The following is a 26,553-nucleotide window of genomic DNA, read 5'->3' as shown; positions in this document are numbered from 1 at the left end:
CCATTCACCCAGCGGTTAGCTGGGGAATTGCGGTTTTCGATAGGGGGCACGCTGGCTAACTGACTCTCCGGTACACCTCACGCAGGGTGCGCATTCCGGGTACGGTGACCGACTGGTGAATTCCTGAAGAACCGGGATTGCCCCGGTAGCACGGGATTCGGCTTATCGTTGATATGCCCGAATGGGTTGCGAACGGTTCCGATCGATCGTGGCTCCAACAGATCAGGCTGCGGGAGGCGGTTCCAGACGACTAGAACGCCCGGGTGCGCACCCCCTGCGGCGCACCCGGGCGGGAAAAACTATACCAGTTGGTGTGTTTCAAGTTTTTCGCGCTTTTTCGTACCAAAAGTTTGGTAATTCGGGCGAAGCCCGTTTTGAAGTATTTGAAAGACACGTAACTTTGCGTCGAGGGCGCTTTGTGGAACACCACGGGGTAGCCAGCGGCGGTAGCTAGCTTCGGAGGCGTTTCGAGCATGGCACGGCAGCAAGAGCGGGCCCGCCGGACACGCGCGGCGATCATACGGTCCGCCGCCGTTGAGTTCGGGAAGAGCGGCTATGCCGCTGCATCGCTCAACCGCATATTGGAAGGTTCACGCGCGACCAAGGGCGCCATGTACTTTCACTTCGACTCCAAGGAGGACCTGGCTCGCGCGGTCTTGGAAGCGGCAGTCGACCGCTACCGCGCGTCCACCGAAAGATGGCTCGGCAGAGGGGATCTCGGACCCCTGGATGTCCTGCACGGCATGATCGACGAGATCGCGCTGCGGCTGGAGAACGACATCATCATCCAGGCCGAGTTCCGGCTCATCATCGAACCGGAGTTCTATCGCGATATCCAGGCCGGTGGTGGCCGCATCCTGGGGCGGTCCATCCGGCTGCTCGCGGTGCGCGCCACCGAGCACAAGCAATTGCGCGGTGACGCCGATCCGGACCGCTTCACCCGCACCCTGGCGGCGGCCCTGGCGGGTCAGCGCTATATCGCCGATGTGCTGGGCGGTCCGGTCGATCTGCGCTCCCGGTTCACCGAGGCGCTCGAGATGATCGTGGAAGCCACCGCGACGCCCGAGTGGACCGAGGAGTTCCGGCGCGTGGGCTGGCGGGTCTCCGCCCGACTGGAAGATCTCAATTTGACGGTTTGACCAGCAGATTTGGGATTACGGCAGATGCTGTCATAAGCTATCTCCGCTCCCAACGGAAGCCGTTGAGTGTAAACGGTCCAGAGAAATCTGGCGGGCCCCCTTCGTCTAGCGGCCTAGGACGCCGCCCTTTCAAGGCGGTAGCGCGGGTTCGAATCCCGTAGGGGGTACAACAGTGGCAACACTGTTGTAGTGGAGCAAGCAAGGCCCTGTGGCGCAGTTGGTTAGCGCGCCGCCCTGTCACGGCGGAGGTCGCGGGTTCGAGTCCCGTCAGGGTCGCAAGACTTATCTTGGCATTCGATACCGGGTGCTTCGGCCAGGTAGCTCAGTTGGTACGAGCGTCCGCCTGAAAAGCGGAAGGTCGCCGGTTCGATCCCGGCTCTGGCCACAACGACAAAGGTCGCACCTCCGGGTGCGGCCTTTTTTGTGTCGCACCCCTGATAGATCATCTACGGGTGAGATCACCAACGGGGGCGACCGGCGCGCGACGCCGGCCGAATCGCATTCACTCTCTGCGCCAACCGAATACGCGCCGCGTCCGCATCCGCCGCGCCAGCCGGGCGTTCTTCGGCTGGGGCGGCTGGTCGAAGCTGGCGGCCATGGTCACCACCATCGCCGCACTGGGGGCACTCTGGTTCACCAACCAATCGCTCAGGGCGACAAGCGAACAGGCAGGCCTGGCACGTCAGACCGCCGTCACCGATCGGTTCGCGAAAGCCGTCGAGCAGCTGGGCAACAGCAGTCTCGAGATCCGGCTGGGTGGAATCAACCTGCTGCGCAAGCTCTCCGAGGACTCCGAGCCGGATCGCACGCCAATCGTGCAGATGCTGGTCGCGTTCGTGCGCAGCCATGCGCCGAATAGGCCCGAATGCGGTGTGGGAGACAAGGAACCCGATATCGACGTGCAGACGGCGCTGACCGTGATCGGCAACCGCGACGACGCTCATACCGAGCGCATCGATCTGTCGAATACGTGTTTGGCGAGGGCGAATCTGGCGGGTGCGAACCTTCGGAAGTCGATCCTGAAACAGGCCAACCTGACCCGCGCGCTGCTGGTCGAGACTGACCTGCGGGAGTCCGTGTTCATCGACTCCACCCTCGATACCGCCGTGATGTCCAGGACGGACCTCCGCGATGCCGCATTCCAAGGCGGCTCGATGCGGTCCGTGGCATTCGTTGGGGCCAAGCTGAACAGGGCCTCGTTCGAATCGGTCGATATGCGCGAGGACTCGCTGGGCAGTGCTGAATTGCCAGGTGCCCAGTTCCTCCGGGCCGATCTGCGGGGCGCGAGGATCGGCAACATTTTCAAGACTGTCGGACCGTCCGGCCCCGATCTGATGACTTCGGATGCGGAGCAGGTGGGCGGGGCGGGCTTCATGTTCGTGCGGTTCGACGCGAACACGACCTGGCCGGAGGGCACCTTGCCGGAGCCGCTGCCGTTCCATGAGTCGGAGCCGCGGTACGCGTATTTCTGCCCCACATACCTCGTGAAGCCCTGCTGACTCGGATTTCGCGTGTTCCCGGCCGGCCGTCCTGATCTTGGTGCCATGCTGGTGGCATGGCTGATGAAGACAACCAGTGGTACTACTGCATCGATCATCACCGCGCGGAGCAGGGTAAGCAGTGCTGGGTGGGTGGCCGGATGGGCCCGTATCCCGATAAGGCCACTGCCGAAAGGGCTTTGGAGATCGCGAAGGCGCGGAACAAGGCCGCGGACGCCGACGACGACTGAGGACGGCTCGCTGGACTGGCCGCTCGGGCCTATGCGCTCACGTGTACCTCAGGTACATCAACTAAAGTTCCGTGAGCAGAATCGACGTTGTGCCCACCCGTGCCGGGGGCGCGTACGGGCGAGAATCGAGCGGGAGGGCGAGTCTTGAAGGTTACCGTTGTGGTGCCGACCTACAACGAGCGGGAGAATCTTCCGGTGGCGGTGGAGCGACTCACCGCACTACCGGTGGCCGACCTGCACGTGCTGGTGGTGGATGACAATTCACCCGATGGCACCGGTGAGGTGGCCGACAAGCTGGCGGTGGACCTGCCCAATGTGGTGAGCGTGCTGCACCGCACCGAGAAGGACGGTCTGGGCCGCGCCTACATCGCGGGTATCACCAAGGCGCTCGATGAGGGCGCTGACGTGGTGATCCAGATGGACGCCGATCTCTCGCATCCCGCCGAGGTGATTCCGGCCATGCTGGAGAAGCTGGAGACCACGGACGCGGGCGTCGTGCTCGGATCCCGCTATGTGCCCGGCGGTTCCACCGCCGAGGAGTGGAAGTGGCATCGCAAGGCGCTTTCCGCCTGGGCCAACTTCTACGTGAATCTGATTCTGCGCCTGGGCGTCAAGGACGCCACCGCCGGTTTCAAGGCGTGGAAGGCCGATACGCTGCGCGCCATCGATGTGTCCTCGATCAAGAGCAACGGTTACTCGTTCCAGGTCGAGATGAACTATCGGACGGTCAAGAAGGGCATCGCGATCGCCGAGGTGCCGATCCGCTTCGAGGAGCGCACCAAGGGCGCGTCCAAGATGACGTTGAAGGTGCAGCTGGAGTCGGCGCTGATGCCGTGGAAGCTGTTGTTCGGCAAGGCGGTCTAGTCCGGCCAGTGCAGCAGGGTGTCCACGAACTGCTGACGGACACCCGCCACTTCGTCGTCCATATGCGCCGGATCCCAGTCGCCGACGTCGATGGGCGGCAGTACGGCCACATCCACGACGCCCTTGCGCACGACCGCCGAATTGCGCCAGGCGATTTCGCCGGCGTTGCGGATCACCACGGGGATGATCGGCACCCCGGCTTGGATGGCGATGTGGAACGCGCCCTTCTTGAAGGGCCCCACGCGCGGCGTGAGCGAGCGGGTGCCCTCCGGGGCGATGACGACCGACAGTCCGCCCCTGAGGGTTTCGACGACGGGTTCCAGGGCGGCGCGGGCGGCGGCGCTGTCCCCGCGGTTGATGAAGGTGACCTCCACGAACCGCATGAGCGGTCCGAACAGCGGATTGTTGGCGACTTCCCGTTTGGCGATGCCGGTGAACCCGTCGCCGAGCACTTCGGCGATGACCACGATGTCGAACTGGCTCTGATGGTTGAAGATGAACACGGCGGGCCGTGGCGCACGGGCGTTTTCGGCCCCGGCCACGCGAACGCGCACACCGGTGCCGCGCAATGTGGAGTCGGCGGCGACGGTCAGCATGGAATCGGCCATCTGCCTGCGCTGTTTGGTGTGCGCCTTGGCGGCGATGCCGAACAGCGCGCCGCCCACGAGTGCGCCGAATCCGGAGAGGGTGCGCGCGTAGTCGGTGGCCGTGGGTGCCTGCCGGGGCCGGAAATGCAGTACCGGCCAGCTCTTCTCGGCGGCTTCCAGCACCACTCGCGGGTCCGGGTTGACCGCGACCGGATGTCCGGCCAGCTGGAGTAGTGGCAGGTCGGCGGCGCTGTCGGCGTATACCCGGCTCTGGGCGAGGTCGATGCCGCGGGTCGCGGCGAACCTGCGCACGGCGTCGGCTTTGCCATTGCGCCACAGTGGTTTTCCGTCGACGTGCCCGGTGAGCACCCCGTCCTGTACCGCCATGGTGGTGCACAGCACGTTCGGGATGCCGAGTTCCTCGGCGACCGGTTGCACCTGATACCTGGTCAGCGAGCTGACGAGCAGCAGTGTGTGCCCGGCGGTTTCGTGTTCGCGCACCAGTCGCCAGGCCTCGGGGTAGAGGTGTCCGTGCACGGTCCTGTGGAACAGTCGCGCGCCGAGTTCCTCGAGTTCGGTTTCGGGGACGCCGGCCCAGGTGTGCATGGCCTGCTGCAGGAAGCGCTCGTATTCGCCTTCGCTGCGCGCGCCGCGGATGCTGCCGAGCAGGACGGCGCTGACGGCGTTCTCGCCGCCGCGGCGGATGAGGCGTTTCACGACGGCGGGCGGATTGAATCCGCTGACCACGGTGCCGCCGAAGTCGAAGATCGCGGCCACGCCCGGCCCCTGCGGCTCGGAGCGGATCTCGGCCACCGCCTCGTCCAGATCCATTGTGCCGATGGGTTGTTCGATGATGCCGACGCCCGGGGCCAGCAGTTCGCCGCCGGAGGCCCGGTGCGTCATAGCGCTTCCAGCCGGTTGGACGGGTCGAGGGTGGCGGCGCGGGAGATGCGGGCGCTGATATCGCGCAGTTCGGCGGCGAATCGGGTGCGCCGATCGATCAGTTCGGCCGGATCGTCGCCTTCCAGCAGGCCGTGATTGTCGGCGAGTTTGAGTGCGCTGCCGAACAATTCGGAGGATACCGATTCGGGGCTGTGCAATCGCTGTTGCAACAGCATCTGTTTGCCCACCTGCAGACATTCGTCGGTGAACGTCTTCTTGTCGATGGTGACGGCGGGATCGCGCGCGGCCAGGCGTTCGGCCACCACGAGTTGTGCGTCGAAGAAGGATCGCAGTACCCGGTGCGCCATCATGAAACCGGATTCTGCCAGGTGCGCAAGGATTTCCGAGCCCACCGTGCCCGCGGCGGTGCGGCGATGCCACTCCGGATCCACTCGCAGCATTTCTGCGGTGAGCTGGCTGGTGAACTCCGCGCGTTCGGGGAAGAAGAATTCGAATTTGAGCAGGTCGCGCAGTCGGTAGGCGGCTTCCCAGCCCACGCGCAACTGATCGCCCTCGGGTGCTTCGACGGCGGTGAGAATCGCCAGTTCCAGGATGGCGCGATTGGCGAACCAGTGCACGGCGCTGTTGCGGTAGAAGGCGGCCTCCAGGTGCGCGCCCGCGCCGATCGAGTACACCGGTTGCAGGCCACCGCGATACACGGTGACGACCTTGGCGACGGCGAGCTGTTCCAGCACCACGGCCAGGCCGTGATCATCGCGCAGGGTCTCCAGTTCACCGCGCGGCAGCGCCCGGTTCTCGATGTAGGTCAGTACCGGCGAGATGGCTTTGCCCAGTTCATCGCGGGTGAGCGCGCGTTCGTGCACGCCGAGCAGCACCAGCGTGGTGAGAGCGTTGACGGTGATCGGGGTGACCTCGTTGATGCCGACGGCCACCTCGAAGGCGAGCTTCTGCACCGCCTTGTGTTCCAGGTCGTCCAGCTCCGGTTCGGCCTGCGCCGCATGGATTTTCAGCGGGTCACCGTGTGCGGCCAGCCGGTCGCGCGCGGACAGCGGACTGCCGAAGCGAATGTAGACGTGTCCGGCGGAATGCTGTTGATTGCGAACATAACGAGCCAGCCAGGCCAGTCCCTCGGCCTGTTTGATGCCGCCGGTCTGTTCATCCGCGATGGCTCCGATTTCATTGAGCCGCTCGTAGGTGATCGATACGGGAATGAGCATCACATCGTCGATGCGCGAGGAACGCAATGCCGCCGCAAGATAATTCAGCAATCCATAGCGGGGCGGCCGGAGTTTACCGGTGCGGGTGCGCCCGCCTTCGAAATACCATTCGAGATTGAATCGTTTGGCGAGTAGATACGCGAAGTATTCTTCGACGACCGCTTTATATACTTCGTCATCACCGAAACTGCGCCGGATGAATACGGTTCCGGTGCGCCGGGCAATGGGTCCGATCGGCCAGAATTTCAGGTTTGCCCCGCCGACCACATGATTGGGCGGAAAGTCATTGCGCGCCAGAATATCCCCGAGCACGAAGGCGTCCACATAGGAGCGGTGCGAGGGCAGGAAGACCAATGGATACCGGCGATTGAGCGCGCGCAGCCGGTCCAATCCGATGGGATCGTCGTCCACTTTCCAGGTGGAGGCGTGCACCGGGCGCATGGCCTGGGTGAAGAGATCGGACACCAGACGGCTCTGGGCGGCGACGAGTTCGCGCAGTGCCTTCTCCGCGCGCCGGTATACCTCGCGCGGTGCGGTATCGGCCTGTTCGGCGATGGCGTCGAGGCGGCGCAGGAATTCGGGGGAGTCCAGGATCTCCTCGACCACCAGGCGCGGCACCTTGTAGCGGTCGCCGATGACGGCGCGTTCGGCACGTTCGAGGGCGACGGTGCCCGCGCGCACGATGGCGCGCGCGAAGGATTCCGGTGCGCCGATGGAACCCGGATTGTTGGCGCGCAGCTCGCTCAGCCGGGCGGGCGCGCCGGTGAGCACCAGATGCCGATCGGGTGCCTTGGTGACCAGTCGCCGCTGCATGAAGCGATTGGGCTTGCGCGGATTGGTGAGGGTGATGAGGTCGCCGAAACTGGTGCGCCGCACGCCATCTCGTTCGGGCGGCAGCCACAGTACGCGTACCGGAACCACCAGTGGATCGTCATGCCGCCCGACCAGGCGGGTGGTGACGGCGTCGGCGTCCAGGTCCAATTGGGTGACGGGCGCGGCGGTGCCGTATTCCTGGGCGATGCCGCCCTCGGCGAGCCAATTGCCGATGAGTTCGCGTTCGACCCGGCCGGCGGCGTCGACGAGCGCCACCACCGACCCGGGGGTGATGGCGGCCTCCGGGAGCCGACTGTCGTGATCGAGCATCTGTAGTTACCTCCGCACGTATGCCGCCGCAATCCATTGAAGCCGAAAGCGGGGCCGCGGGGTTGCGGACCGACCAATTCCCCGATCGTGCTGCGGGTTTCGGTGAGTGTGACGGAGGTCGTCTGCCGGGGTTGACCATTTGAAGGAAGGTAATGCTAACCTCCCTCAATAAGTTAGGTAAGCATAACCTTGGAGGACTGGTGGCGGCCACGGACGAACGGGTACGGCTCGACGAAGAGCAGCGATGGGGCGAGCACGTCACCGATCCGGTGGCAGCGGTCGCCGCACTGGCCGCGGCGGATCGCTTCGGCGAATACGTGGTGTACGAGCGCCCCGGTGCATGGGTGTTCGCGGCCGATCCGATCGGCGGTGTCGAACTCGACGCCGACGAACTGCGGGTGAGCTGGGACGGCGAGACGACTTCCGGTGCGTGGGAAGGCAGTCCGGCGCAAGCCGTCGACCGCGCCCTGGCCGGCATTCCGCTGGGACGGCGAAACGCCTACGGCTGGATCGGATTCGAATTCTGCGCCTGGTCGCTCGGTGCGACCGCGCATGTGCACCCGCGGGCCACGCTGGCGCACTTGATGATTCCGCGTATCGAGGTGCGCATCGACGCCTCCGGCGTGCGGGTCGCCGGTGCGACCCCCGCCGAGACAGCCGATATCCACGAACTCATCGCCGCGGCCCAGGGCAGTGCGCTGCCGGTCGCGCATCCGGTCGATGTGACCATCGATCCGACCGGGTACGCCGACCGGGTGGCGGCGGGCGTCGCCGAGATCCACGACGGCAAGTATCAGAAGGTGATCCTGTCGCGGAAGGTGGATCTGCCCTTCGCGGTGAACATTCCGGACTCCTACCGGCTGGGCCGGATGAACAACACCCCGGCGCGCTCGTTCCTGCTGCGCCTGGGTGGTCTGGAAGCGGCGGGCTTCAGCCCGGAGCTGGTGGCCTCGGTCGACGGTGATCGCATCGTCACCACCGAACCCCTGGCGGGCACCCGTGCCTTCGGCCGCGGTGACGCGGTGGACTCCGCCGCCCGCGCCGACCTGATCAGCGATCCGAAAGAGATTGTCGAGCATGCGATCTCGGTGCAGACCTCGTTCGCCGAGATCGCCGCGGTCGCCGAACCCGATACCACCGCGGTCTCGGATTTCATGGCGGTGCGCGAACGCGGCAGCGTGCAGCACCTGGCCTCCACGGTCAAGGGCCGCCTCGCCGCGGACCGCAGCCCGTGGGACGCGCTGGAAACCCTCTTCCCGTCGGTGACCGCGTCGGGCATCCCGAAGGCGGCGGGCGTGGACGCGGTGTTCCGTCTCGACCACGACGCGCGCGGCCTGTATTCCGGTGCCGTGGTGACGATTTCCCCCGATGGCGCGCTCGAGGCCACCCTGGTGCTGCGCGCGGTCTACCAGACCGGCTCCGGCGCCTGGCTGCGTGCGGGCGCGGGCGTGGTGGGCCAGTCGCGTCCCGAACGCGAATTCGAGGAGACCTGCGAAAAGCTCGGCAGCGTCGCGCCCTACGTGGTGCGCGCCTGACCGAATGACAGTGGGGCCGCATCGCCGGCCTCCCGAAACGTGGTGTGTGCGAAAGCCTCGGATGACATGACGCACGCGTGGTCCGCGTAACGCGGTGGCGCGCATGCTCATCAGGTGATGTGCGACATCGTGGAACGTGGTGTGCGCGTGGCTCATCCAAGGCGCGGCGGGGTCGCTGCGCACACCACTCATCGAGCGGGAACTCATGGCAAGTGACGGTGCCGTGGGTTCCCGCTCGAAGTGTTTCAGTCCGGGTGCACTGTGAAGTCGACGCCGGTGAGCCGTTCGGCCAGCTCCCAGAGTTGGGCGGCGACCTTCTCATCGTGCGAGGCGGCATTGGAGCTGACCCGGACCGGATGCCCGCTCCAGTTGAAGTGCGCCGGACCGTAGTAGCCCGCGGGTTCCGCTTCGGGTGCGGTGGCGGCGAAAAGTGTTGGCAGCGCGCCCATATCGGCATTCTGCGCGATCAGGCGGTTACCCAGGTCGATGATCTGCTCCAGCAGATTCTGGGTTTTGGAGTTGATCTCGGTGGCGGCGTATCCGGGATGCGCGGCCAGCGCGAGCTTGGCCGATCCGGCCGCCAGCAGCCGGCGCTGTAGTTCGTAGGTGAACATCAGCACCGCGAGTTTGGTCTGCGCGTAGGCTTTGAAGCGGGAGTACGCGCGGCGTTCCCAGTTCAGGTCCTCCAGATCGATGCGGCCGATGTAGTGCGTGATGCTGGAGACGTTCACCACGCGTTCGGAGATGCGGTCCAGCAGTAGGCCGGTGAGCGCGAAGTGGCCGAGAAAGTTTGTGCCGATCTGTGTTTCGAAGCCGTCGGCGGTGTGGCCGTACGGCACCGCCATCACACCGGCGTTGTTGATCAGCCCGTGCGCGTGGTCGACGGTATCGGCGAAGGCGCGCACCGAGGTCAGATCGGCGAGGTCCAGCACCCGGATCTGGGTCTTGCCCCGAATCGTCTTGGCGACCTCGTGCGCCTTGATCTCATTGCGGCAGGCCATGATCACCAGCGCGCCCGCCTCGGCGAGACCGCGTGCGGTGGACGCGCCCAGCCCGCTGGTCGCACCGGTCACGATGTAGGTCTTACCGGTCAGGTCCGGGATATTCGACGTATTCCACCCACCCATAGACGAACCCTATGATGCTCGTGCTCGCATGTCCTGCGGAAACGCGGTGACGAAGTGCACATGCCCAATGCGCCCGATCTCCGGTGCCCCGGGTGCGGCCGATTCGAATCCATGCTCCCGCGCACGCGAGCCGAACTGCTCGCGTGCGCCGAAGAACGGATGACGCCGGGGCTCAGTGAGCCTCGCGCAATGCCTTCTTGTCGATCTTGCCGACTGCCGTGATGGGCAGGATGTCGGTCTGCCGCAGCACATCCGGCAGTTTGTAGGTGGCCAGTCCGCGGTCGGTCAGGAAGCTCTTGATCTCGGCGAGGGTCGGCATGGCCGCCTCGACAACCAGTACGGCACAGACTCTTTCGCCGAGCACGTCATCGGGCAGTCCGACGGCGGCGGCGTGCCGGACGCCGGGATAGGCGAGCAGATGCTCCTCGAGCTCATCGCAGGAGATGTTCTCGCCGCCGCGGTTGATGACGTCCTTGATGCGGCCCGAAACCATCAGGTGTCCGCTGGGCAGGCGCCGCACCAGATCACCGCTGCGGTAGAAACCGTCTGGGGTGAAGGCGCGCGAATTATGTTCCGGCGCACGGTAGTAACCGCGCAGCGTGTACGGCCCGCGGGTGAGCAGCTCGCCCTCCTCGCCGTCGGGCACATCATTGCCCTCGGCATCCACGACGCGCACCTCGTCGGCGGGGGAGAGCGGTCGCCCCTGCGTGGTGCAGACGATCTCGTCGGAATCCTCGAAGCGGGTGTAGTTGAGCAGGCCCTCCGCCATGCCGAACACCTGCTGGAGCCGAACATCCAACGCGGGCTGCACTTCTCGCGCATTGACCTCCGCCAGGCGCGCGCCGCCGACCTGGAGCAGGCGCAGGCTGGTGAGATCGGCCTCCTCCCATTCCACTGCCGCGGTCCACAATTGGGCCAGCGGCGGCACCACCGCGGTGACCGTCACGCCGTGCCGTTCGATGGCGGCGAAGGCGTGCTCCGGGCTCGGGTCGGTGACGAACACCATGCCACCGCCGGTGGCGATGGTGCCCAGAATGCCGGGGCAGCTCAGCGGAAAGTTGTGCGCCACGGGCAATGTCGCGAGGTACACGTCCTCGGGGCGCAGTTCGCACACCGCGGCGCTGGCGGTCGCGTTGTAGAAGTAGTCGTCGTGCGTGCGCGCGATCAGCTTGGGCAGACCGGTGGTGCCGCCCGAGACCAGCATGAGCGCGATATCGGTGGCGTCGACCTCCGGCAGCGCACCGCCCGGGGTGGGCACCGAATGCAGATCGGTGAACGCGCCCGGATCGCCGAGCACCAGCACATGCCGCAGCGTCGGCACGGCGGCGCACACCTGATGGGCCAGCGCGCGATAGTCGAAATCGCCTGCCTTGTCGGCGATCACGTACGCGACCGCACCCGAGAGCCGGGTGAGATGTTCGATCTCGGCGCGCCGATGCGCGGGCAGCGTGAGCACCGGAATGATGCCCGCGCGCAGCAGGCCGAACAGCACCGGCACGAATTCGAGCACATTGGGCAGCTGCACCACGACCCGATCACCGGGCGCCAGACCGAGTTTCAGCAGTCCGTGCGCCATCCGATCGGCGGCGGTGTCCAGGTCGGCATAGGTCGCGCCCGCCCCGGGGGTGCCCGGATCGCCGAGCAGGGCAATGCGTTCGGGCCACTGCCGCGCCGCGTCGCGGAGTAGTTCGCCGAGCGGGCGGCCTGCCCAATATCCGGCCTGCCGGTAGCTTTCGGCGAGTTCGGCGGGGAAGGGGACGAAGCCGTCGCGGTGGTCGCGTGCGGTCGATAGCGATGTCACGATGCTGAGCCTCTGGGAGTAAGGGTTGCGTAATGAAGGTTAGGCAACCCTATCTCAATCAGTGAGTGGCGGGCAGTTCGCATCCGCCGTCCAGGATGCCGAGATCGTGCGGCAGCTGATAGCAGGCCGGATCATCGGGCAGCTTCCAGTGGAAGCCCTCCAGGAAGAACGTCGCCACCAGATTCACGATGAGCACCAGCGCGAGGAAGCCGAAGGCCGCCATGCCGGCCGCCCGGTGCGGCCGCGCCGAAATCGTGGTCGTCGAGGTGGCGTACGAAAACGTCAGCACCACACCAATTGTCGTGATGGCGGCGACGAACAGAATCCACGCCCACACGTACAGGTGCAGGCCGAACACCGCGCCCATATATCCGGGATCGCCCGGCAGGATGTGCAGCATGGTCTGCCGCCACGCGGTGAAACCGCCGCCGAAACAGGCCACGATCGCCATACCCCAGCCGACCGCGTAATCGCGCGGTGCGATGGTCCCGGTCATGCCCTTGCGCACGATGTACGCGCCGCCGAGCGCGGCCAGCATCATGAAGTAGCGCTGCAGCATGCACAGCGGGCACGGGTACTCCCAGTTCACGAATTGGAAGCCGAGCCCGCCGCAGATCACCCCGGCCCAGCCGACCATGAAGATCAGCGCCAGCCAGAATTGCAGCTGATTCAGTACTCCGCCACGGCTTTCCACGGTTCCGGGCGCGGTATCGGTCACCATGTCAGCCCCAATCCGAGGCTGCTGGTGATGTGCAGCTTCAGCAGTACGCCGCAGGCGATGGCGGCGATCCACCAGCCGGTCAGAATCGCGCGCCGCGAACGCTGGGTGAGAATCAGGTACAGCACGCCTAGCAAACCCGCGAGTATGAGCGTGTCCATAGGCGCGGACGCTACCGCTTTGCCTGGTCAACGCATGTCAAGCCTTGCCGGACACGCCGTCGTTTCGAATCGCTTCGCAACCGGCTGGCGAATTTCGGGCGGGTGGCGGTTGCCGTCGAGATCCGGCGGGCGCGCTCGCGCGCCCCTAGACTCGACCTCGTGAGTGGTTGGGGCATAGCCGACATCCCGGATCAGACCGGCCGCACGATCATCGTGACCGGCGCCAACAGCGGGCTGGGCGCGGTCACCGCGCGAGCCCTCGCCGAGGCCGGGGCGCAGGTGATCATGGCCTGCCGCAACGAGGTCAAGGCGCGCTCGGTGGCCGACCGCATCGGCAAGAACGTGCAGGTGCGGCGACTCGACCTCGCCGATCTGGCCTCGGTGCGCGAATTCGCCGATTCCGTCGACGCCGCCGATGTACTGATCAACAACGCGGGCCTGATGGCGGTGCCGCTCAAGCGCACCGCCGACGGCTTCGAAATGCAGATCGGCACAAACCATCTCGGCCATTTCGCGCTGACCGGGCTGCTGCTGGACAAGGTGAGCGATCGCATCGTCACCCTCTCCAGCGGGATGCACGCCATGGGCAAGATCGATCTGGCCGATCTGAACTGGGAGCATCGCCGCTATCAGCGCTGGCTCGCCTACGGGCAGTCCAAGCTGGCGAATCTCATGTTCGCCTACGAATTACAGCGCAGGCTGACCGCGGCGGGCTCGTCGAAGCTGTCGCTGGCCGCCCATCCGGGCTATGCCGCGACCGAATTGCAGGGCAAGACGGAGTCGTTCCAGGACTACTTCCTCGCCGCCGGTAACCGCCTCTTCGCGCAGAGTGCCGAAATGGGCGCGCTGCCAAGCCTTTTCGCCGCCACCGCCGCCGATGTGCGACCGGGCGGATTCTACGGCCCCACCGGATTGCGCGGTCTGCGCGGCAATCCCGGGCCGAGCGGCTCCACCGCCGCCTCCCGCGATGAGGTGACCGCGCGACGGCTGTGGGAACTGTCCGAACAGCTGACCAAGGTCAGCTACGCGTTCGGCCGCCGATGAGCATTCCGTTCGACCGGCGCGATCAGCTGGAGAAGATTCAGCAGGGACTGTTGCAGGGCGAGACGATCCTTGCCGTGTACGACGCCATCGGGGTCGGCACCGGATTCCTGGGGCTCACCGATCGGCGCGTGATCATTCAGGACAATTCGTTCGTGGGGAAGAAGATCGCCATCACGAGCATCCCGTACGCGCGGATCAGCAGCGTCAGCGTGATCACCAATAAATCGTTCGCCGGTCAGTTCTTCTCGTCCGGGCACATCGTGATCAGCACCGGGCACAACAACTACGAGGTCGAGTTCCGCGGCGATGAGAAGACGCGGCATGTGCACGATGTGATCCTGCACTACATCGCGCGGTAGCTACCCGCTGGCAAAGGGGTTCTCGGGGCGGCGTTTCCCGAACGCCGTCTCGCATATTGGGACGTCATCCCACGGTGTGTCGGCTGCCACACGCAATTTCCGTCATCTCTGATACTGTGCCGGGCATGCAGCGCGTGTATTTCTGGTTTAGCCAGCCGGCCCCGGGTGGGCTCGGCGGCGCGAACCTGCGCTGACCTTCTCCACCCCGAGCCGGATGAACAGACCGGCTTCGAGGGGTTCACAGTCAGAAATCCCCGTGGGTCGGCCTGAGAAAAGGAACCCACGAACATGACTACCGCTGCCGATCTCGATCCCCGGCATGCCGATCTCGACGACCAGCGCACTCTCAGCGTGAGCCCCTTGCGCTCGCCCGCCGAGGTGCGCGGCGACTACCCGCTCGACGACGCGCTCGCCGATACCGTGCGCGCGGGCCGCAAGGCCACCGTCGAGGTGCTCAACGGCACGGACGACCGCCTGATGGTGATTGTCGGACCGTGCTCGGTGCACGACACCGCCGCCGCCATGGAATACGCCCGCAAGCTCGCCGACAAGGCCGCCGAGCTCGGAGACCGGCTGCACGTGGTGATGCGCGTCTACTTCGAGAAGCCGCGCACCACGCTCGGGTGGAAGGGTCTGATCAACGATCCGCACCTGGACGGCAGCTTCGATATCAACACCGGACTGAATGTCGGCCGCGAACTGCTGCTCGACATCACCGGGCTGGGCTTGCCGGTGGCGGTCGAATTCCTCGATCCGATCACCCCGCAGTACATCGCGGACCTGGTGTCCTACGGCGCCATCGGCGCGCGCACCGCCGCCAGCCAGGTGCACCGGCAGCTGTCCAGCGCGCTGTCCATGCCGGTCGGCATCAAGAACGGCACCGACGGTGATGTGCAGGTCGCGGTCGACGGCGTGCGCGCCGCGGCCGCCAGCCACGTCTTCCCCGGCACCGATCTGGACGGGCGTTCCGCGCTCATCCGCACCGCGGGCAACCCGGACTGCCACGTCATCCTGCGCGGCGGCAGCAACGGCACCAACTTCGACGCCGACTCCTGCGCGGAAGCCCTTATCCGCCTGGAGAAGTCGTCGCTCGCGCAGCGCCTGGTGGTGGACGCCTCGCACGGCAACAGCAATAAGGACCACAACAAGCAGGTCGACGTGGTCACCGATATCGCGGGCCGCATCGCCGCCGGCGAGGACACCGTCGTCGGCCTCATGATGGAGAGCTTCCTGGTCGCGGGCCGCCAAGACCTCACCCTCGGCCACCCCGAAACCCTCACCTACGGCCAGTCCATCACCGACGCCTGCCTCGACTGGGACGTCACCGCCACCCAGCTCGACGTCCTGGCCGACGCGGTAGCAACCCGTCGCGCTGCGCGCGGCTGACCTGGCGCGGCCGCGGGGCTGACCTGGCGCGGCCGCGGGGCTGACACAGCCTGGCGTGGTGTGGGCTGAAATAGCCTGCGGGAGAGCGGGTTCCGGTGTCGGGCCGGAACCCTCCCGGTACGGCCGCCCGCCCGGATCGACCCTTCCCGCGCGAATGCGCGACCGGATCGAACCGCTCGGGCACGTCCCGAACCCGAATGCAAACCCCCGTCTTCCCGGCGCGTTTTTGGCCGGGATCCACTGAAACCTGTTGTCCGGCAGCAGGTGTGGATCCCGGCCAAAAGCATGCCGGGATGACGGTGGTGGCGTTGTCGGGACGGCTGCTTCGTCAGATTCCGTCGGGCCAGGTGGGGGCCGGGGCGGGGGGATCGGTGCGGAGGCGGGCGGCTATCCAGCTGTCGAGGCGGGTGCCGCGTTGGACGCAGCCGCCGCGGAGTAGGCCCTCGTAGTGGAAGCCGGCGCGGCGGGCTACGGCGGCGGAGGCGTGGTTGCCGACTATGGCGCGCCATTCGATGCGGTCCAGGGTGAGCCAGTCGGGGGCGAAGGCGGCCGCGCAGGCGAGGTGCACGGCCTGGGTCATGAGGCCGCGGCCGCGGACTTCGGCGGAGAGCCAGAAGCCTATTTCGGCCGAATTGTGGTCGCGGCGTGAATCGATCGGGCCGAGGCCGATCATGCCGATGACCGGAGCATGTTCACCGAGGCGCAGCGCCCAGGTGGGGCTGCGGTCGGCCCAGCCGGGGGTGACCATGTCGTAGATGAACTTCTCGGCGTCGGCGCGGATGTAGGGGACCGGCATGGTGGTCCAGCGGCCGACCGAGGGTTGTTGGCAGCACGCGGTGATGTCGTCGATATCCAGGGCGGTCGGCGGGGACAGCCACACCGTGCCGTTAGTGAGCGTCCGCGCGTCCATTCCGCCATGCTGTCACGGAACCTCGCACGGGCGCATCGGGTTTGCGGTGGTCGGCCGGGTGGTGCGAACGCCGTCGCCGGCGCCGGTGCGCTGATCGGGGGCGGGCGAACCGGGAGCGGCTCCATGCCGTCCGGGGCGGTGCCCGATTGGTCCGACCGCGACCGTAGGATCTGATCGATGGTCGCCGCTCTGCTCACCGATTTGTTCGAAACCCATCGGCCGCACCTGCTCTCGGTGGCCTACCGGTTGACGGGCAGCGTCGTCGATGCCGAGGACGCGGTGCAGGAGAGCTGGTTGCGGCTCGCGGTGGCCCGCCAGCACGAGATCGAGGATCTGCGCGCCTGGCTCACCACCGTCGTCTCGCGGATCTGCCTGGACCGGTTGCGCAGTGCCGCCGCACGGCGTGAACAGTATGTCGGGCAGTGGTTGCCGGAACCCATCGTGACCAGCGCACAACCCTCCAGCACGCCCGATCCGCTGGCCGCGGTGGTGCGCAAACAGGATGCGCGCTTCGCCGCCTTGGTGGTCATGGACACCCTCACTCCACCGCAGCGGGTGGCTTTCGTGCTGCACGACGGGTTCTCGGTGCCGTTCGACGAGATCGCCTCGACGCTGGACGTTTCCGTCGAGGCGGCGCGGGCGCTGGCCTCGCGGGCGCGAAAAGCCTTGGCGCACATGCCGGAACCGGTCACCGACGGTGAGCACAACACGGCGGTGCAGCAGCTACTGGAGGCGCTCTACCGGGGTGATGTGAATGCCGTTGTGGCGGCACTGCATCCGGACGTGCGCACTGTCGGCGACGCGGGCGGCACCACCTCGACGGCGATCAATGTGGTTGTGGGCCAGGACAAGAACGCCCGGCTCTGGCTGGGGCTGCGTACCCGGCACGGTTTCGACGATCCGGCGGCCTACGAGTCCGGCGCGTTCGAATTCGTGCTCGTCAACGGCCAATTGGGCATTCTGCTGCACGAGCGCGCCTCGGAGCAGGGTCGTCCCGGCACTCCGCCGCGGGTCTACGGGTTCACCGTGCGCGATGGAAAGGTCTGGGGCGTATACGATCTCGTCAATCCGGCCAAGCTGGCGGGTCTGCGGCTGCCGCACTGAGGCGCTGCTCCGCCGCCCATGGCTCCCTGAATCCGATGGGCGGCACACCCCCGACCGTCATGCCGCACATCGGAGTTCATCACTTCGGGGGGTAGGTGAACCCGGAGCCGGAGCTGCAATCCATACCGCCGGACAGGCTGACCGAGCCGGTGGGCATGCAGTTTCCGATACCGGAACCGGTACCGGAGCCGGAGCCACCCGAACCGGAGGGCGGGAAGCTGGAGCCGAGGTTCCAGTCGCCGGTGCTCCAGTTGCCAGCAATAAGCTGATGAGCAATCTGATGTGCGAGATCAATACCCTGCGTCGGGTGCAGAAGAAGATCCAATACCGAGGGCATATTTCGCCCCTTTCGAGAAACCGCTGATCGGCGGTTGTGAGATAAAACACGGGCAGGCTAGCCGCCTTTGGGGCGTTGCACAACGAGCCAGGTAGGGGACTCGATCGCAAAGTGAAACATAGCCTTTCGCTATCGTTTCGCAACCATTGCGGTGGGTGGACTATCCTCCGGACATGCGCCAGATTCCGACCGTCGCCCGGCTGCGCCCCTACGCCTCGACGATCTTTGCTGAGATGACCGAACTCGCCGTCCGGCACGGCGCCGTCAATCTGGGGCAGGGCTTTCCGGACTCCGACGGCCCCGTCGGCATGCTCGACGTGGCCCGGCAGGCCATCGCCGACGGTTTCAACCAGTACCCGCCCGGCCGCGGCGTACCCGTACTGCGCCAAGCGATTGCGACCGACCGCGCCCGCCGCTACGGCACCCACTACGACCCGGACAGTCAGGTACTGGTGACCGTCGGCGCCACCGAGGCCATTGCCGCCACCATTCTCGGATTGGTCGAACCCGGTGACGAAGTGGTGCTCATCGAGCCCTACTACGACTCCTACGCCGCCGCCATCGCACTGGCCGGGGCGCAGCGCCGCACCGCGCGGCTGGTCCCGGACGGTGACGGCTTCGCCCTCGATCTGGACAGCCTGCGCGCCGCCATCACCCCCAGAACCCGCATGCTGCTGGTGAATTCACCGCACAACCCGACCGGCGCCGTGCTCTCGCGCGCGGATCTGACCGCCATCGCCCAGCTCGCCATCGAACACGACCTGTACGTCATGTCGGACGAGGCGTACGAGCATTTGACCTTCGACGGGCATCAGCACATCAGCATCGCCACCCTGCCCGGCATGTTCGAGCGCACCGTCGTGATCTCCAGCGCCGCCAAGACTTTCAGCGTCACCGGCTGGAAGATCGGCTGGGCCTGCGCCCCCGCCCCGCTGATCGACGCCGTGCTGGCCGCCAAGCAGTTCCTCACCTTCGTCGGCGGCGGCCCCTTCCAGCCCGCCGTCGCCCACGCCCTGGAGCATTCGCAGGGCTGGGTGGCCGCACTGCGGGACACCCTCTCCGAGAAGCGCCTGCGCCTGTCCGCCGCGCTGTCCGAGGCGGGCTTCGGCGTAAAGCGCAGCGACGGCACCTATTTCGTCTGCGCCGACATCACCCCGCTCGGGGCGGCCGACGCCTATGACTTCTGCCGCGAACTTCCCGAACGCCTCGGCGTGGCCGCGGTCCCGGTCAGCGTCTTCGCCGACGACAAGGCCTCCTGGAACCACCTGGTCCGCTTCACCTTCTGCAAGAAAGAGGAAACCATCGCCGAGGGCGTCCGCCGCCTGCGCGCGGGCCGCACCGCCTCCGCCCGCTGACTTCCTCCGTCATCCCGGCGTGTTCCGCACCCCGAAGCGGTCTGCCGAACGCTATGGATCCCGGCCAAAAGCATGCCGGGATGGCGAGGAGCAGTCCGCCGCGTGATTCGTGCGGTCCACTCGTGTGCGACTGGCCCGCGACAGGGCGGGCCAGTCCGCGCAGGATCTAGGTCATGATCCAGATGGCCGCTGTACTCGGTGTCGCGTCGATCGCGCTGGGCATGGTGCTCACGCCCGGCCCGAACATGATGTATCTGGTCTCGCGCACCGTGTCCCAGGGCCGCCGCGCCGGATTCATCTCCCTCACGGGCGTGGCCGCGGGGTTCGCGGTGTATTTGGCAGCGGCAACGGCCGGTATCACCGCGGTCTTCGCCATGGTGCCCGCGCTGTATCTGGCCTTGAAACTGGCCGGTGCCGCCTACCTGGTCTACCTAGCCTGGAAAACCCTGCGCCCCGGCGGACTTTCGGCCTTCGCCCCCGAGGCCATGCCCGCCGACCCCACCCGCCGCCTGTTCGCCATGGGTTTCGTCACCAACCTGCTGAACCCCAAGATCGCCATCATGTACATGGCCCTGATCCCCCAATTCGTGGTCCCCGCCCACGGTTCGGTCTGGATCCAAAGCCTCGCCCTCGGCGCGGTCCAGATCGCCATCGCCATCACCGTCAACGGCCTCATCGTGCTGAGCGCGGGTGCCCTCGCCACTTTCCTGTCGGCCCGCCCGCTGTGGCTGCGCGCCCAGCGTCTGGTCACCGGTTCGGTGCTGGGCGTGATGGCGGCCCTGGTGGCAACCGACCGCGCCCGGCCGCTGCCCGCCTGACCGGTCAACAGCCGGAACAGGCGGCGCGGCTTGTAGTTTCGGCGCTCAGGAGCGCAGGGAGCCCGGGTAGAGGTATTCGTCGGCCGGGGGTTCGGAGCGGTCCAGCCAGGCGGTCAGGAAGCCGGTGAGGTCTATCGGGGTGCGGGACTGCATGAACTGGCGGAACTCCGGCATGGAGGCGTTGCCGTAGCGGTGGCCGTCCACGAAATCGTGGACGGCGCCGAAGAAGGCGGCATCGCCCATGGTGCGGCGCAGGGCGTGCAGGAAGAGCGGGCCGCGGTAGTAGACGGCCGTGAATTCGTTTCCGACGCCGGGGTTTTGCAGCATGATGCGCCAGAACTTGTCCTCGCCACGGTATTTGGCGACGGTCTCGCGATACATCGCGTCGACGTCCTTGCCCTCCATGCGTTCGGGCCACAGGTAGTCGGCGGTGTAGCTGGCGAAGCATTCGTTCAGGCAGATATCGGACCACTGCTTGACCGACATGGAATCGCCCCACCACTGGTGGGTCAGCTCGTGCACCACCGTGTCCAGATCGGTCCAGGGCGCGTAGATGGGGCGGGACTGGGTCTCCAGGGAGAACTGGAGGTCGGTGTCGACGTAGATGCCGCCCGCGGTGTCGAACGGGTACGGGCCGTACAGCTGCTCCAGGAAGTCCAGGAACTCCGGCAGCCGGGCCTCGGTATCGCGGGTGGACTGTTTGACGTCCGGTGCGAACGCGCTCAAAAGCGGTGTGCCATTGGCGCGCTGCTGCGCCAGGAAATCGAATTTGTCGATGGCGATGGTGGTCAGATAGCCGACCACGGGCTGGCGCATCTCCCAATCGACCGTGCGATTGGCCCCGTGCACCTCATCGCGGATCTTCAATCCATTGGACATGACCTCCCATTCGGCGGGCACGGTGGCGTGCAGCGCGAAAGTGGCCTTGTCCAAAGGCGTGTCATTGAGCGGATACCAGGCCGAGGCCGAATGCGGTTCGCCCGCAACGAAAGCCCCGCCGCTGGGAGACAGCACCCAGCCCTCGCCGTCGGTACCGGTGATATCGCCGCCGTACTCCACCTGCACCGTGAAGGGCAGGCCGGGCAGCAGCGGCAGCATGGGCGTGATCACCAGCTCGTGCTCCTGGGTGCGATCGAACCAGGCGGGCAGATTATTGACCGTCACCTTCGAGATCGCCGGGCCGCTGTAGTCCAGGTTGAACGTGCGCAGCGCCTGGGTGGCGACCGCGTCCACCCGGGTGGAGCCGGTCATGGCGTGCGAGGCCGGGTCGTAGCCGAGGGTGATGTCGTAGTTCTTGGCGTCGTAGCCGCCATTGCCGTCCAGCGGGTAGTACGGATCGCCGAGTCCCGGCGCACCGGCGAACGGATCGCCCGGATCACCCTGTGCGGGAACGGCGTTCGCGCCCGCCAGCAGTACCGCGCCGACCACCGTGTACCGCCACCAGCTGTGCCTCATACGTCGAACCGCCCCTTTCCGGCGCGAAATGAAAGAACCCCCGGGGCGATGCTAGTCGCCGCCGCACTCAATGACTGGTGCCCGACACGGCAACGCTGGCGCCGAGTCCGATGATCATCACCCCGCCCGCGCCGCCGACCGTCTCCAGCCGCTTGGGTGAGCGCGCGAACCAATCCCGCGCCAACCCCGCCACCAGTGCCCAGGCGCTGTCCGAGACCACCGCGATGGCCAGGAAGATGAGGCCGAGGATGAGCATCTGCACGGGGACCGGACCACTATCCGGATAGACGAACTGCGGCAGCACCGCGGAGAAGAAGATGATGGCCTTGGGATTGCTGATCCCCACCAGGAACGCCTGCCGCAGCAGCTTGCCGCCCTCGGCCACCTCGCGATGCGATTCCCATGCCTCGCGCAGTGATTTTCGCTCGCGAATTGCCTGAATGCCCAGGTAGATCAGGTATGCCGCTCCGGCCAGCTTCACGGTGTTGAGCGCGATAGCCGAAGCCGCCACGATCGCGCCGAGCCCGACCGCGACCAGGGTGAGCACCAGGAGCACGCCCACGGCGTGACCGAGCACCGATAGCAGGGCGGCCTTGCGCCCGGAGGTGAGTGCGCGGCCGATGACGAAGAGCACGCCCGGTCCGGGGATGACGATGAGAACGGTGGCCGCGACGAAGAAGGCGGCAAGATTCGCGCCGGGGATCATCGGATCATTCTACGTTCCGGGGCAAGGCATTTCGGGGCCTTCCCGGTTACCCGCGTAGCTCCTCGGGGAGCTGTTGCGGATCCAGCAGCAGCCGTTTGGCATCCACGTGCCGCACCTTGTCCGCCAGATCCAGATTGTCGGTGAGCAGCTGCCATTCGACCTCACGGATCGAGGTGCGCGCCCGTTCGATGACATTGAGATCCCGGGTGCCCCACGCGATCGGCATGGCGCTCACCGACTGCCACAGTTCCCCGACCGAACCGGGTGCGCGATCGATCCGCACCGTCACCGACGGGACCTGTTCACCGATCCGGGTCCGATGCCCGGGCAGCGCGCGCACCGTGCGGGTCACCAGGGCATAGCGCGGGCCGTCGGTATTCGGCTTGGCCAGATCCACCAGCGCCAGCAGCGTCGCCCCCGAACCGCTGGTCTCCGACACCACCGCCGGCACCAGTTCGCCTGCGGCATAGAGCTTGTCGACCCGCCCCCGATGCGGTGTCCACAGGCCGATGAACAGCGAGGTGACCGCCCCCAGCAGGAAGGCCACCGCCAGCAGCCATGACCACGGGTGATTCACCCACACCAGGAAAGCGGTGCCCAGCCCCAGCACTATTGCCGCGCCCACCCCGAACACCCGCAACCGCCGCAGATCGGCGACGACTTCGTTGACCGCCCGGGCATGTTCACGGTCGACCGCGAATTCGAAGCGTCGCACGTGCCTTCCCTCCCGCCTACTGGAGGCTAGTCCTCCAGTTATCCTAACGTCGGCCCCAGCAGGTCGTCCGCATCGGTGATGCGATAGGCATACCCCTGCTCCGCAAGGAAACGCTGCCGGTGCGCGGCGTATTCGGCGTCCAGCGTGTCACGTGCGACAACGGAATAGAAGTGAGCCTGGCCGCCATCCTGTTTCGGCCGCAGCAGTCGGCCCAAACGCTGCGCCTCCTCCTGCCTGGAGCCGAAAGTGCCCGAAACCTGCACTGCCACAGAGGCTTCCGGCAGATCGATGGAGAAATTCGCGACCTTGCTGACCACCAGCACCGGAATCTCGCCCTGCCGGAACGCGTCGAACAGCTTCTCGCGCTCCTTGGTCGTGGTGGAACCCTGGATGACCGGGGCGTTCAGGTGTTCGCCCAGCTCGTCCAGCTGATCCAGGTACGCGCCGATCACCAGGCTCGGCGAGCCTTTGTGCTGGGCCAGAATCGATTCCACCACCGGCAGTTTGGTGCGCGCGGTGGAGCACAGTTTGTAGCGCTCCTCGGGCTCGGCTGTGGCGTATGCCATACGTTCGGCATCGGTGAGCGTCACCCGCACCTCGACACAATCGGCCGGGGCGATCCAGCCCTGCGCCTCGATATCCTTCCAGGGCGCGTCATAGCGCTTGGGTCCGATGAGCGAGAAGACATCGCCCTCGCGGCCGTCCTCGCGCACCAGCGTCGCGGTCAGGCCGAGACGGCGGCGGGACTGTAGATCCGCGGTCATCCGGAAGACCGGCGCGGGCAGCAGATGCACCTCGTCGTAGATGACCAGACCCCAGTCGCGGCTGTCGAACAGCTCCAGATGCCGGTACTCGCCCTTGGTCTTGCGCGTGATCACCTGATAGGTGGCGATGGTGACCGGGCGAATCTCCTTGCGCTCACCGGAGTATTCGCCGATCTCGTCCTCGGTGAGCGAGGTGCGGGCCAGCAGCTCGCGCCGCCACTGCCGCCCGGCCACGGTATTGGTGACCAGGATCAGCGTGGTCGCCTTGGCCTTGGCCATGGCCGCCGCGCCCACCATGGTCTTGCCCGCGCCACAGGGCAGCACGACCACGCCGGAGCCGCCCGCCCAGAACGAATCCGCGGCCATCTGCTGATAATCGCGCAGCTCCCAGTGCCCGCCCTCGTAATCGAGGTCGATGGTGTGCGCCTCGCCGTCCACATAACCGGCGAGGTCCTCGGCGGGCCAGCCGATCTTCAACAGCATCTGCTTGATGCGCCCGCGCTCGGACGGATGCACCACCACGGTGTCATCGTCCACCCGCGCGCCGAGCATGGGTGCGATCTTCTTGTGCCGGAGCACCTCTTCCAGCACCGCGCGATCCAGGCTGACCAGGGTGAGCCCGTGCGCGGGATTCTTCACCAGCTGGAGCCGCCCGTACCGGGCCATGGTGTCGACGATGTCCACCAGCAGCGGCTGCGGGACGGCGTACCGGGAGAACTTCACCAGCGCGTCGACCACCTGCTCGGCATCGTGACCGGCGGCGCGGGCATTCCACAGCGCCAGCGGGGTGATCCGGTAGGTGTGCACGTGCTCGGGCGCCCGCTCCAATTCCGCGAACGGCGCGATGGACTGCCGGGCGGCGTTCGCGGCCTCGTGATCCACCTCGAGCAGCAGTGTCTTATCGCTTTGAACGATGAGCGGTCCGTCGGTCACGGCACCTCCTGGCTTGTCGGCCCCGAACCAGGGCCGTTGTCCATTGTTCCTGATGGCACCGACAGCGCGGCGACGGGCAATTCGGCGAAAACGGTCAAGCCCCGAGTTTCGGTGGCTACGATCCCTTCCAACTTGGGCAGTTGTCCAGATAGTCCGTGTTATGTCGAAAGCTGAATAGAGGTGCCGATGCGCAGGGTATTACGGGGCAGACGGTGGCAGGCGAGCCTGGTCGCGGCGGCACTCGGGGGAGCGTTGCTGGTCACACCGCAGACCGCGCAGGCCGCACCGCCCGGAGGCATGGCCGTGCACACCGACGGCAACAGCTTCGTCGACGAATTCGGGCGGGTCGTGCTGCTGCACGGGGTCAACAATGTCGACAAGGACGCGCCGTACATCGAACCGGGGGACGGGTTCACCCTCACCGCCGAGGACGCCGCGCTGCTGGCCGGGCACGGATTCAACACCGTGCGGCTCGGGGTGTCCTTCGACGGGCTCATGCCGACCAAGGGCGTGGTCGACACCGCGTACCTGGACCGCGTCGCCACGGTGGTGGACACCCTGGCGCAGAACGGGATTCACACCCTGCTGGACAACCATCAGGACGGACTCTCGAAAGTGTGGGGCGGCAACGGCTTTCCCGAATGGGCGCTGAAATCCCGTCCGGGAGCGCTGGAACCGAATCTCGGCTTCCCGCTCTACTACCTCATGCCCAGCATGAATCAGGGCTGGGATGAGGTGTGGAACAACAGCAATGGGGTTCTCGACTATCTCGGCACCGCGCTCGGCGCGCTCGCGGCACGGCTGGACGGGCATGCCGGGGTGCTCGGCTTCGAGCTCCTGAACGAGCCGTGGCCGGGCAGCGCGTTCCTGTCCTGCTTCCCCAACGGCTGTCCGGGCTTCGACGTGAAATACCAAGCGGCCATGCAGAAGTTGACCGATGCGGTGCGGTCGCGCAATGCGAACACCATGGTGTTCTGGGAACCCAATGTCACCTGGAACGAGACCATGCCGTCCAACCTCGGCAAGAATCCGCCCATCACCGCGCCCGATATCGCGTTCGGCCCGCACGACTACTGCATTCCCAGTCAGCTCGCCATCTACCTGGGCCTGCCCGCCTTCCTGCGCGGCCTGTGCCCGGTGCAGCAGGACAAGACCTGGGGCAATATCGACTCCTTCACCAACCGCACGCACCTGCCCACGCTGGTCACCGAATTCGGCGACGGTGATCCGACCGTGCTGCGCAACACCGTGATTCGCGCCGATGAGCGCTTCATCAGCTGGCAGTACTGGCATTACGCCTCGCGCTTCGGTGCACCCGGACCGCGCCCCGATCCGTTTCTCGGCGATATCGGCAGGCAATTGGTGCGGACCTATCCGCAGGCCACCGCGGGCACACCGGGCCGGATGATCTTCGACGCGGACACCGGCGACTTCGCCTACCGCTACACCCCGCACGCCGGGCCGCGGCCGACCGAGATCTATGTATCCGATCTGCACTACCCGGGCGGTTACGAGGTTCGCGTCGACGGCGGGACCGTCACCTCACCGCCGGGGGCGCGGGTGGTGACCGTGCAACCGTCCTCCGCGTCGCCGGTCAGCGTCTACATCAACCGTCCGGGCTCCAAGGGCGCTACTGTGCCGACAGGTCCGATCGGCACCGGATCGGCCGGCTCGTCGGGTTCGGCGGGTTCGTCCTCCGGTTCCGCCTCGGGTTCGTAAATCCCCAATTCCGGTGATGCGGTC

At 66.4% G+C, this 26,553-nt stretch carries 24 protein-coding genes and 3 tRNA genes; 15 read left to right on the top strand and 12 right to left on the bottom strand.

Annotated features, from left to right (window positions below):
* The first annotated feature begins 473 nt into the window (after positions 1–473).
* The 7 genes from ACFVUS_RS17990 (at position 474) to ACFVUS_RS17960 (ending at position 3,732) form a co-directional block, all read left to right on the top strand.
* A complete protein-coding gene (locus tag ACFVUS_RS17990) occupies positions 474–1,139 on the top strand; it encodes a TetR family transcriptional regulator (RefSeq protein ID WP_387767091.1) in 666 nt (221 codons plus the stop codon).
* A 94-nt stretch (positions 1,140–1,233) separates the two neighbouring features.
* Positions 1,234–1,306: transfer RNA gene (locus ACFVUS_RS17985), tRNA-Glu, on the top strand.
* Between the two features lie 35 nt (positions 1,307–1,341).
* A tRNA-Asp gene (locus ACFVUS_RS17980) sits at positions 1,342–1,415 on the top strand.
* A gap of 35 nt (positions 1,416–1,450) precedes the next feature.
* A tRNA-Phe gene (locus ACFVUS_RS17975) sits at positions 1,451–1,524 on the top strand.
* Between the two features lie 211 nt (positions 1,525–1,735).
* Complete coding sequence (locus ACFVUS_RS17970; RefSeq protein WP_387767088.1) at positions 1,736–2,638, top strand: pentapeptide repeat-containing protein; 903 nt, start codon at positions 1,736–1,738, stop codon at positions 2,636–2,638.
* A 56-nt stretch (positions 2,639–2,694) separates the two neighbouring features.
* Positions 2,695–2,868: a hypothetical protein gene (locus ACFVUS_RS17965; RefSeq protein ID WP_364641503.1), complete on the top strand. Its 174-nt coding sequence runs from the start codon at positions 2,695–2,697 to the stop codon at positions 2,866–2,868.
* A 162-nt stretch (positions 2,869–3,030) separates the two neighbouring features.
* The gene (locus ACFVUS_RS17960; protein WP_387769946.1) at positions 3,031–3,732 is read left to right on the top strand and encodes a polyprenol monophosphomannose synthase; all 702 of its coding nucleotides are present in this window, start codon (positions 3,031–3,033) and stop codon (positions 3,730–3,732) included.
* Here ACFVUS_RS17960 and ACFVUS_RS17955 read toward each other — a convergent pair.
* Both ACFVUS_RS17955 and ACFVUS_RS17950 read right to left on the bottom strand, forming a co-directional pair.
* On the bottom strand, positions 3,729–5,222 hold the full coding sequence (locus ACFVUS_RS17955) for an HAD-IB family hydrolase (RefSeq protein ID WP_387767085.1): 1,494 nt from the start codon (positions 5,220–5,222) through the stop codon (positions 3,729–3,731). The genes ACFVUS_RS17960 and ACFVUS_RS17955 overlap by 4 nt on opposite strands.
* A complete protein-coding gene (locus tag ACFVUS_RS17950; protein ID WP_387767082.1) occupies positions 5,219–7,582 on the bottom strand; it encodes a glycerol-3-phosphate 1-O-acyltransferase in 2,364 nt (787 codons plus the stop codon). Before ACFVUS_RS17950 ends, ACFVUS_RS17955 begins: the two co-directional genes overlap by 4 nt.
* A gap of 200 nt (positions 7,583–7,782) precedes the next feature.
* Between ACFVUS_RS17950 and ACFVUS_RS17945 the strand changes: the two genes are divergently transcribed.
* A complete protein-coding gene (locus ACFVUS_RS17945) occupies positions 7,783–9,117 on the top strand; it encodes a salicylate synthase (protein ID WP_387767079.1) in 1,335 nt (444 codons plus the stop codon).
* Between the two features lie 245 nt (positions 9,118–9,362).
* On the opposite strand, the gene ACFVUS_RS17940 is transcribed toward ACFVUS_RS17945, so the two are convergent.
* The 4 genes from ACFVUS_RS17940 to ACFVUS_RS17925 form a co-directional block, all read right to left on the bottom strand.
* A complete protein-coding gene (locus ACFVUS_RS17940; RefSeq protein ID WP_387767076.1) occupies positions 9,363–10,244 on the bottom strand; it encodes an oxidoreductase in 882 nt (293 codons plus the stop codon).
* A gap of 172 nt (positions 10,245–10,416) precedes the next feature.
* Positions 10,417–12,045 carry a (2,3-dihydroxybenzoyl)adenylate synthase gene (locus tag ACFVUS_RS17935; RefSeq protein ID WP_387767073.1) on the bottom strand — a complete coding sequence of 543 codons (1,629 nt, stop codon included), beginning with the start codon at positions 12,043–12,045 and terminating at the stop codon, positions 10,417–10,419.
* A gap of 58 nt (positions 12,046–12,103) precedes the next feature.
* Complete coding sequence (locus ACFVUS_RS17930; RefSeq protein ID WP_387767070.1) at positions 12,104–12,766, bottom strand: disulfide bond formation protein B; 663 nt, start codon at positions 12,764–12,766, stop codon at positions 12,104–12,106.
* Positions 12,760–12,924 (bottom strand): DUF5993 family protein, encoded by a 165-nt coding sequence (locus ACFVUS_RS17925; RefSeq protein WP_387767067.1) that lies wholly within the window; start codon positions 12,922–12,924, stop codon positions 12,760–12,762. Before ACFVUS_RS17925 ends, ACFVUS_RS17930 begins: the two co-directional genes overlap by 7 nt.
* A gap of 159 nt (positions 12,925–13,083) precedes the next feature.
* Here ACFVUS_RS17925 and ACFVUS_RS17920 point away from each other — a divergent pair, with 159 nt between their 5' ends.
* The 3 genes from ACFVUS_RS17920 (at position 13,084) to ACFVUS_RS17910 (ending at position 15,713) form a co-directional block, all read left to right on the top strand.
* The gene (locus ACFVUS_RS17920; RefSeq protein ID WP_387767064.1) at positions 13,084–13,968 is read left to right on the top strand and encodes an oxidoreductase; all 885 of its coding nucleotides are present in this window, start codon (positions 13,084–13,086) and stop codon (positions 13,966–13,968) included.
* Complete coding sequence (locus ACFVUS_RS17915; RefSeq protein WP_364641476.1) at positions 13,965–14,327, top strand: PH domain-containing protein; 363 nt, start codon at positions 13,965–13,967, stop codon at positions 14,325–14,327. Before ACFVUS_RS17920 ends, ACFVUS_RS17915 begins: the two co-directional genes overlap by 4 nt.
* A 288-nt stretch (positions 14,328–14,615) precedes the next feature.
* On the top strand, positions 14,616–15,713 hold the full coding sequence (locus ACFVUS_RS17910; RefSeq protein WP_387767061.1) for a 3-deoxy-7-phosphoheptulonate synthase: 1,098 nt from the start codon (positions 14,616–14,618) through the stop codon (positions 15,711–15,713).
* 328 nt (positions 15,714–16,041) lie between these two features.
* Here the strand turns inward: ACFVUS_RS17910 and ACFVUS_RS17905 are convergent, their stop codons facing one another.
* Positions 16,042–16,623, bottom strand: coding sequence for a GNAT family N-acetyltransferase (locus tag ACFVUS_RS17905; RefSeq protein ID WP_387767058.1), 582 nt, complete (start codon positions 16,621–16,623; stop codon positions 16,042–16,044).
* A gap of 177 nt (positions 16,624–16,800) precedes the next feature.
* Between ACFVUS_RS17905 and sigJ the strand changes: the two genes are divergently transcribed.
* On the top strand, positions 16,801–17,727 hold the full coding sequence (sigJ, locus tag ACFVUS_RS17900; protein ID WP_387767055.1) for an RNA polymerase sigma factor SigJ: 927 nt from the start codon (positions 16,801–16,803) through the stop codon (positions 17,725–17,727).
* A 79-nt stretch (positions 17,728–17,806) separates the two neighbouring features.
* Here sigJ and ACFVUS_RS17895 read toward each other — a convergent pair whose 3' ends face one another.
* A complete protein-coding gene (locus ACFVUS_RS17895) occupies positions 17,807–18,064 on the bottom strand; it encodes a hypothetical protein (RefSeq protein WP_387767052.1) in 258 nt (85 codons plus the stop codon).
* A gap of 173 nt (positions 18,065–18,237) precedes the next feature.
* On the opposite strand from ACFVUS_RS17895, the gene ACFVUS_RS17890 reads away from it, so the two are divergent.
* Positions 18,238–19,419: a pyridoxal phosphate-dependent aminotransferase gene (locus ACFVUS_RS17890; RefSeq protein WP_387767049.1), complete on the top strand. Its 1,182-nt coding sequence runs from the start codon at positions 18,238–18,240 to the stop codon at positions 19,417–19,419.
* 173 nt (positions 19,420–19,592) lie between these two features.
* A complete protein-coding gene (locus ACFVUS_RS17885) occupies positions 19,593–20,237 on the top strand; it encodes a LysE family translocator (RefSeq protein ID WP_387767046.1) in 645 nt (214 codons plus the stop codon).
* A gap of 45 nt (positions 20,238–20,282) precedes the next feature.
* Here ACFVUS_RS17885 and ACFVUS_RS17880 read toward each other — a convergent pair whose 3' ends face one another.
* From ACFVUS_RS17880 to ACFVUS_RS17865, 4 genes are all read right to left on the bottom strand, one after another.
* Positions 20,283–21,692 carry a M1 family metallopeptidase gene (locus ACFVUS_RS17880; protein ID WP_387767043.1) on the bottom strand — a complete coding sequence of 470 codons (1,410 nt, stop codon included), beginning with the start codon at positions 21,690–21,692 and terminating at the stop codon, positions 20,283–20,285.
* Positions 21,693–21,759: 67 nt separating this feature from the next.
* Entirely contained in the window at positions 21,760–22,398 is a 639-nt protein-coding gene (locus tag ACFVUS_RS17875; RefSeq protein WP_387767040.1) for a LysE family translocator, read from the bottom strand.
* A gap of 46 nt (positions 22,399–22,444) precedes the next feature.
* Positions 22,445–23,113, bottom strand: a complete 669-nt coding sequence (locus ACFVUS_RS17870) for a DUF3239 domain-containing protein (RefSeq protein WP_387767037.1) — start codon at positions 23,111–23,113, stop codon at positions 22,445–22,447.
* Positions 23,114–23,151: 38 nt separating this feature from the next.
* Complete coding sequence (locus tag ACFVUS_RS17865) at positions 23,152–24,810, bottom strand: DNA repair helicase XPB (RefSeq protein ID WP_387767034.1); 1,659 nt, start codon at positions 24,808–24,810, stop codon at positions 23,152–23,154.
* 186 nt (positions 24,811–24,996) lie between these two features.
* On the opposite strand from ACFVUS_RS17865, the gene ACFVUS_RS17860 reads away from it, so the two are divergent.
* A complete protein-coding gene (locus tag ACFVUS_RS17860; RefSeq protein WP_387767031.1) occupies positions 24,997–26,529 on the top strand; it encodes a cellulase family glycosylhydrolase in 1,533 nt (510 codons plus the stop codon).
* Positions 26,530–26,553: the final 24 nt, after the last annotated feature.

The sequence above is a fragment of the Nocardia sp. NPDC058058 genome, from assembly GCF_042885355.1.
Taxonomy (GTDB): domain Bacteria; phylum Actinomycetota; class Actinomycetes; order Mycobacteriales; family Mycobacteriaceae; genus Nocardia.
Note: the sequence above shows the minus strand (reverse complement) of the source record. Positions and strands in the feature narration are given on the sequence as shown.

Coding starts and splice junctions, on each gene's coding strand:
- ACFVUS_RS17895 (WP_387767052.1), bottom strand. CDS start 18,064: ATGCCCTCGGTATTGGATCTTCTTCTGCACCCGACGCAGGGTATTGAT.
- ACFVUS_RS17880 (WP_387767043.1), bottom strand. CDS start 21,692: ATGAGGCACAGCTGGTGGCGGTACACGGTGGTCGGCGCGGTACTGCTG.
- ACFVUS_RS17915 (WP_364641476.1), top strand. CDS start 13,965: ATGAGCATTCCGTTCGACCGGCGCGATCAGCTGGAGAAGATTCAGCAG.
- ACFVUS_RS17885 (WP_387767046.1), top strand. CDS start 19,593: ATGATCCAGATGGCCGCTGTACTCGGTGTCGCGTCGATCGCGCTGGGC.
- ACFVUS_RS17950 (WP_387767082.1), bottom strand. CDS start 7,582: ATGCTCGATCACGACAGTCGGCTCCCGGAGGCCGCCATCACCCCCGGG.
- sigJ (WP_387767055.1), top strand. CDS start 16,801: ATGGTCGCCGCTCTGCTCACCGATTTGTTCGAAACCCATCGGCCGCAC.
- ACFVUS_RS17940 (WP_387767076.1), bottom strand. CDS start 10,244: ATGGGTGGGTGGAATACGTCGAATATCCCGGACCTGACCGGTAAGACC.
- ACFVUS_RS17910 (WP_387767061.1), top strand. CDS start 14,616: ATGACTACCGCTGCCGATCTCGATCCCCGGCATGCCGATCTCGACGAC.
- ACFVUS_RS17905 (WP_387767058.1), bottom strand. CDS start 16,623: ATGGACGCGCGGACGCTCACTAACGGCACGGTGTGGCTGTCCCCGCCG.
- ACFVUS_RS17965 (WP_364641503.1), top strand. CDS start 2,695: ATGGCTGATGAAGACAACCAGTGGTACTACTGCATCGATCATCACCGC.
- ACFVUS_RS17860 (WP_387767031.1), top strand. CDS start 24,997: ATGCGCAGGGTATTACGGGGCAGACGGTGGCAGGCGAGCCTGGTCGCG.
- ACFVUS_RS17930 (WP_387767070.1), bottom strand. CDS start 12,766: ATGGTGACCGATACCGCGCCCGGAACCGTGGAAAGCCGTGGCGGAGTA.
- ACFVUS_RS17970 (WP_387767088.1), top strand. CDS start 1,736: ATGGTCACCACCATCGCCGCACTGGGGGCACTCTGGTTCACCAACCAA.
- ACFVUS_RS17990 (WP_387767091.1), top strand. CDS start 474: ATGGCACGGCAGCAAGAGCGGGCCCGCCGGACACGCGCGGCGATCATA.
- ACFVUS_RS17890 (WP_387767049.1), top strand. CDS start 18,238: ATGCGCCAGATTCCGACCGTCGCCCGGCTGCGCCCCTACGCCTCGACG.
- ACFVUS_RS17955 (WP_387767085.1), bottom strand. CDS start 5,222: ATGACGCACCGGGCCTCCGGCGGCGAACTGCTGGCCCCGGGCGTCGGC.
- ACFVUS_RS17875 (WP_387767040.1), bottom strand. CDS start 22,398: ATGATCCCCGGCGCGAATCTTGCCGCCTTCTTCGTCGCGGCCACCGTT.
- ACFVUS_RS17925 (WP_387767067.1), bottom strand. CDS start 12,924: ATGGACACGCTCATACTCGCGGGTTTGCTAGGCGTGCTGTACCTGATT.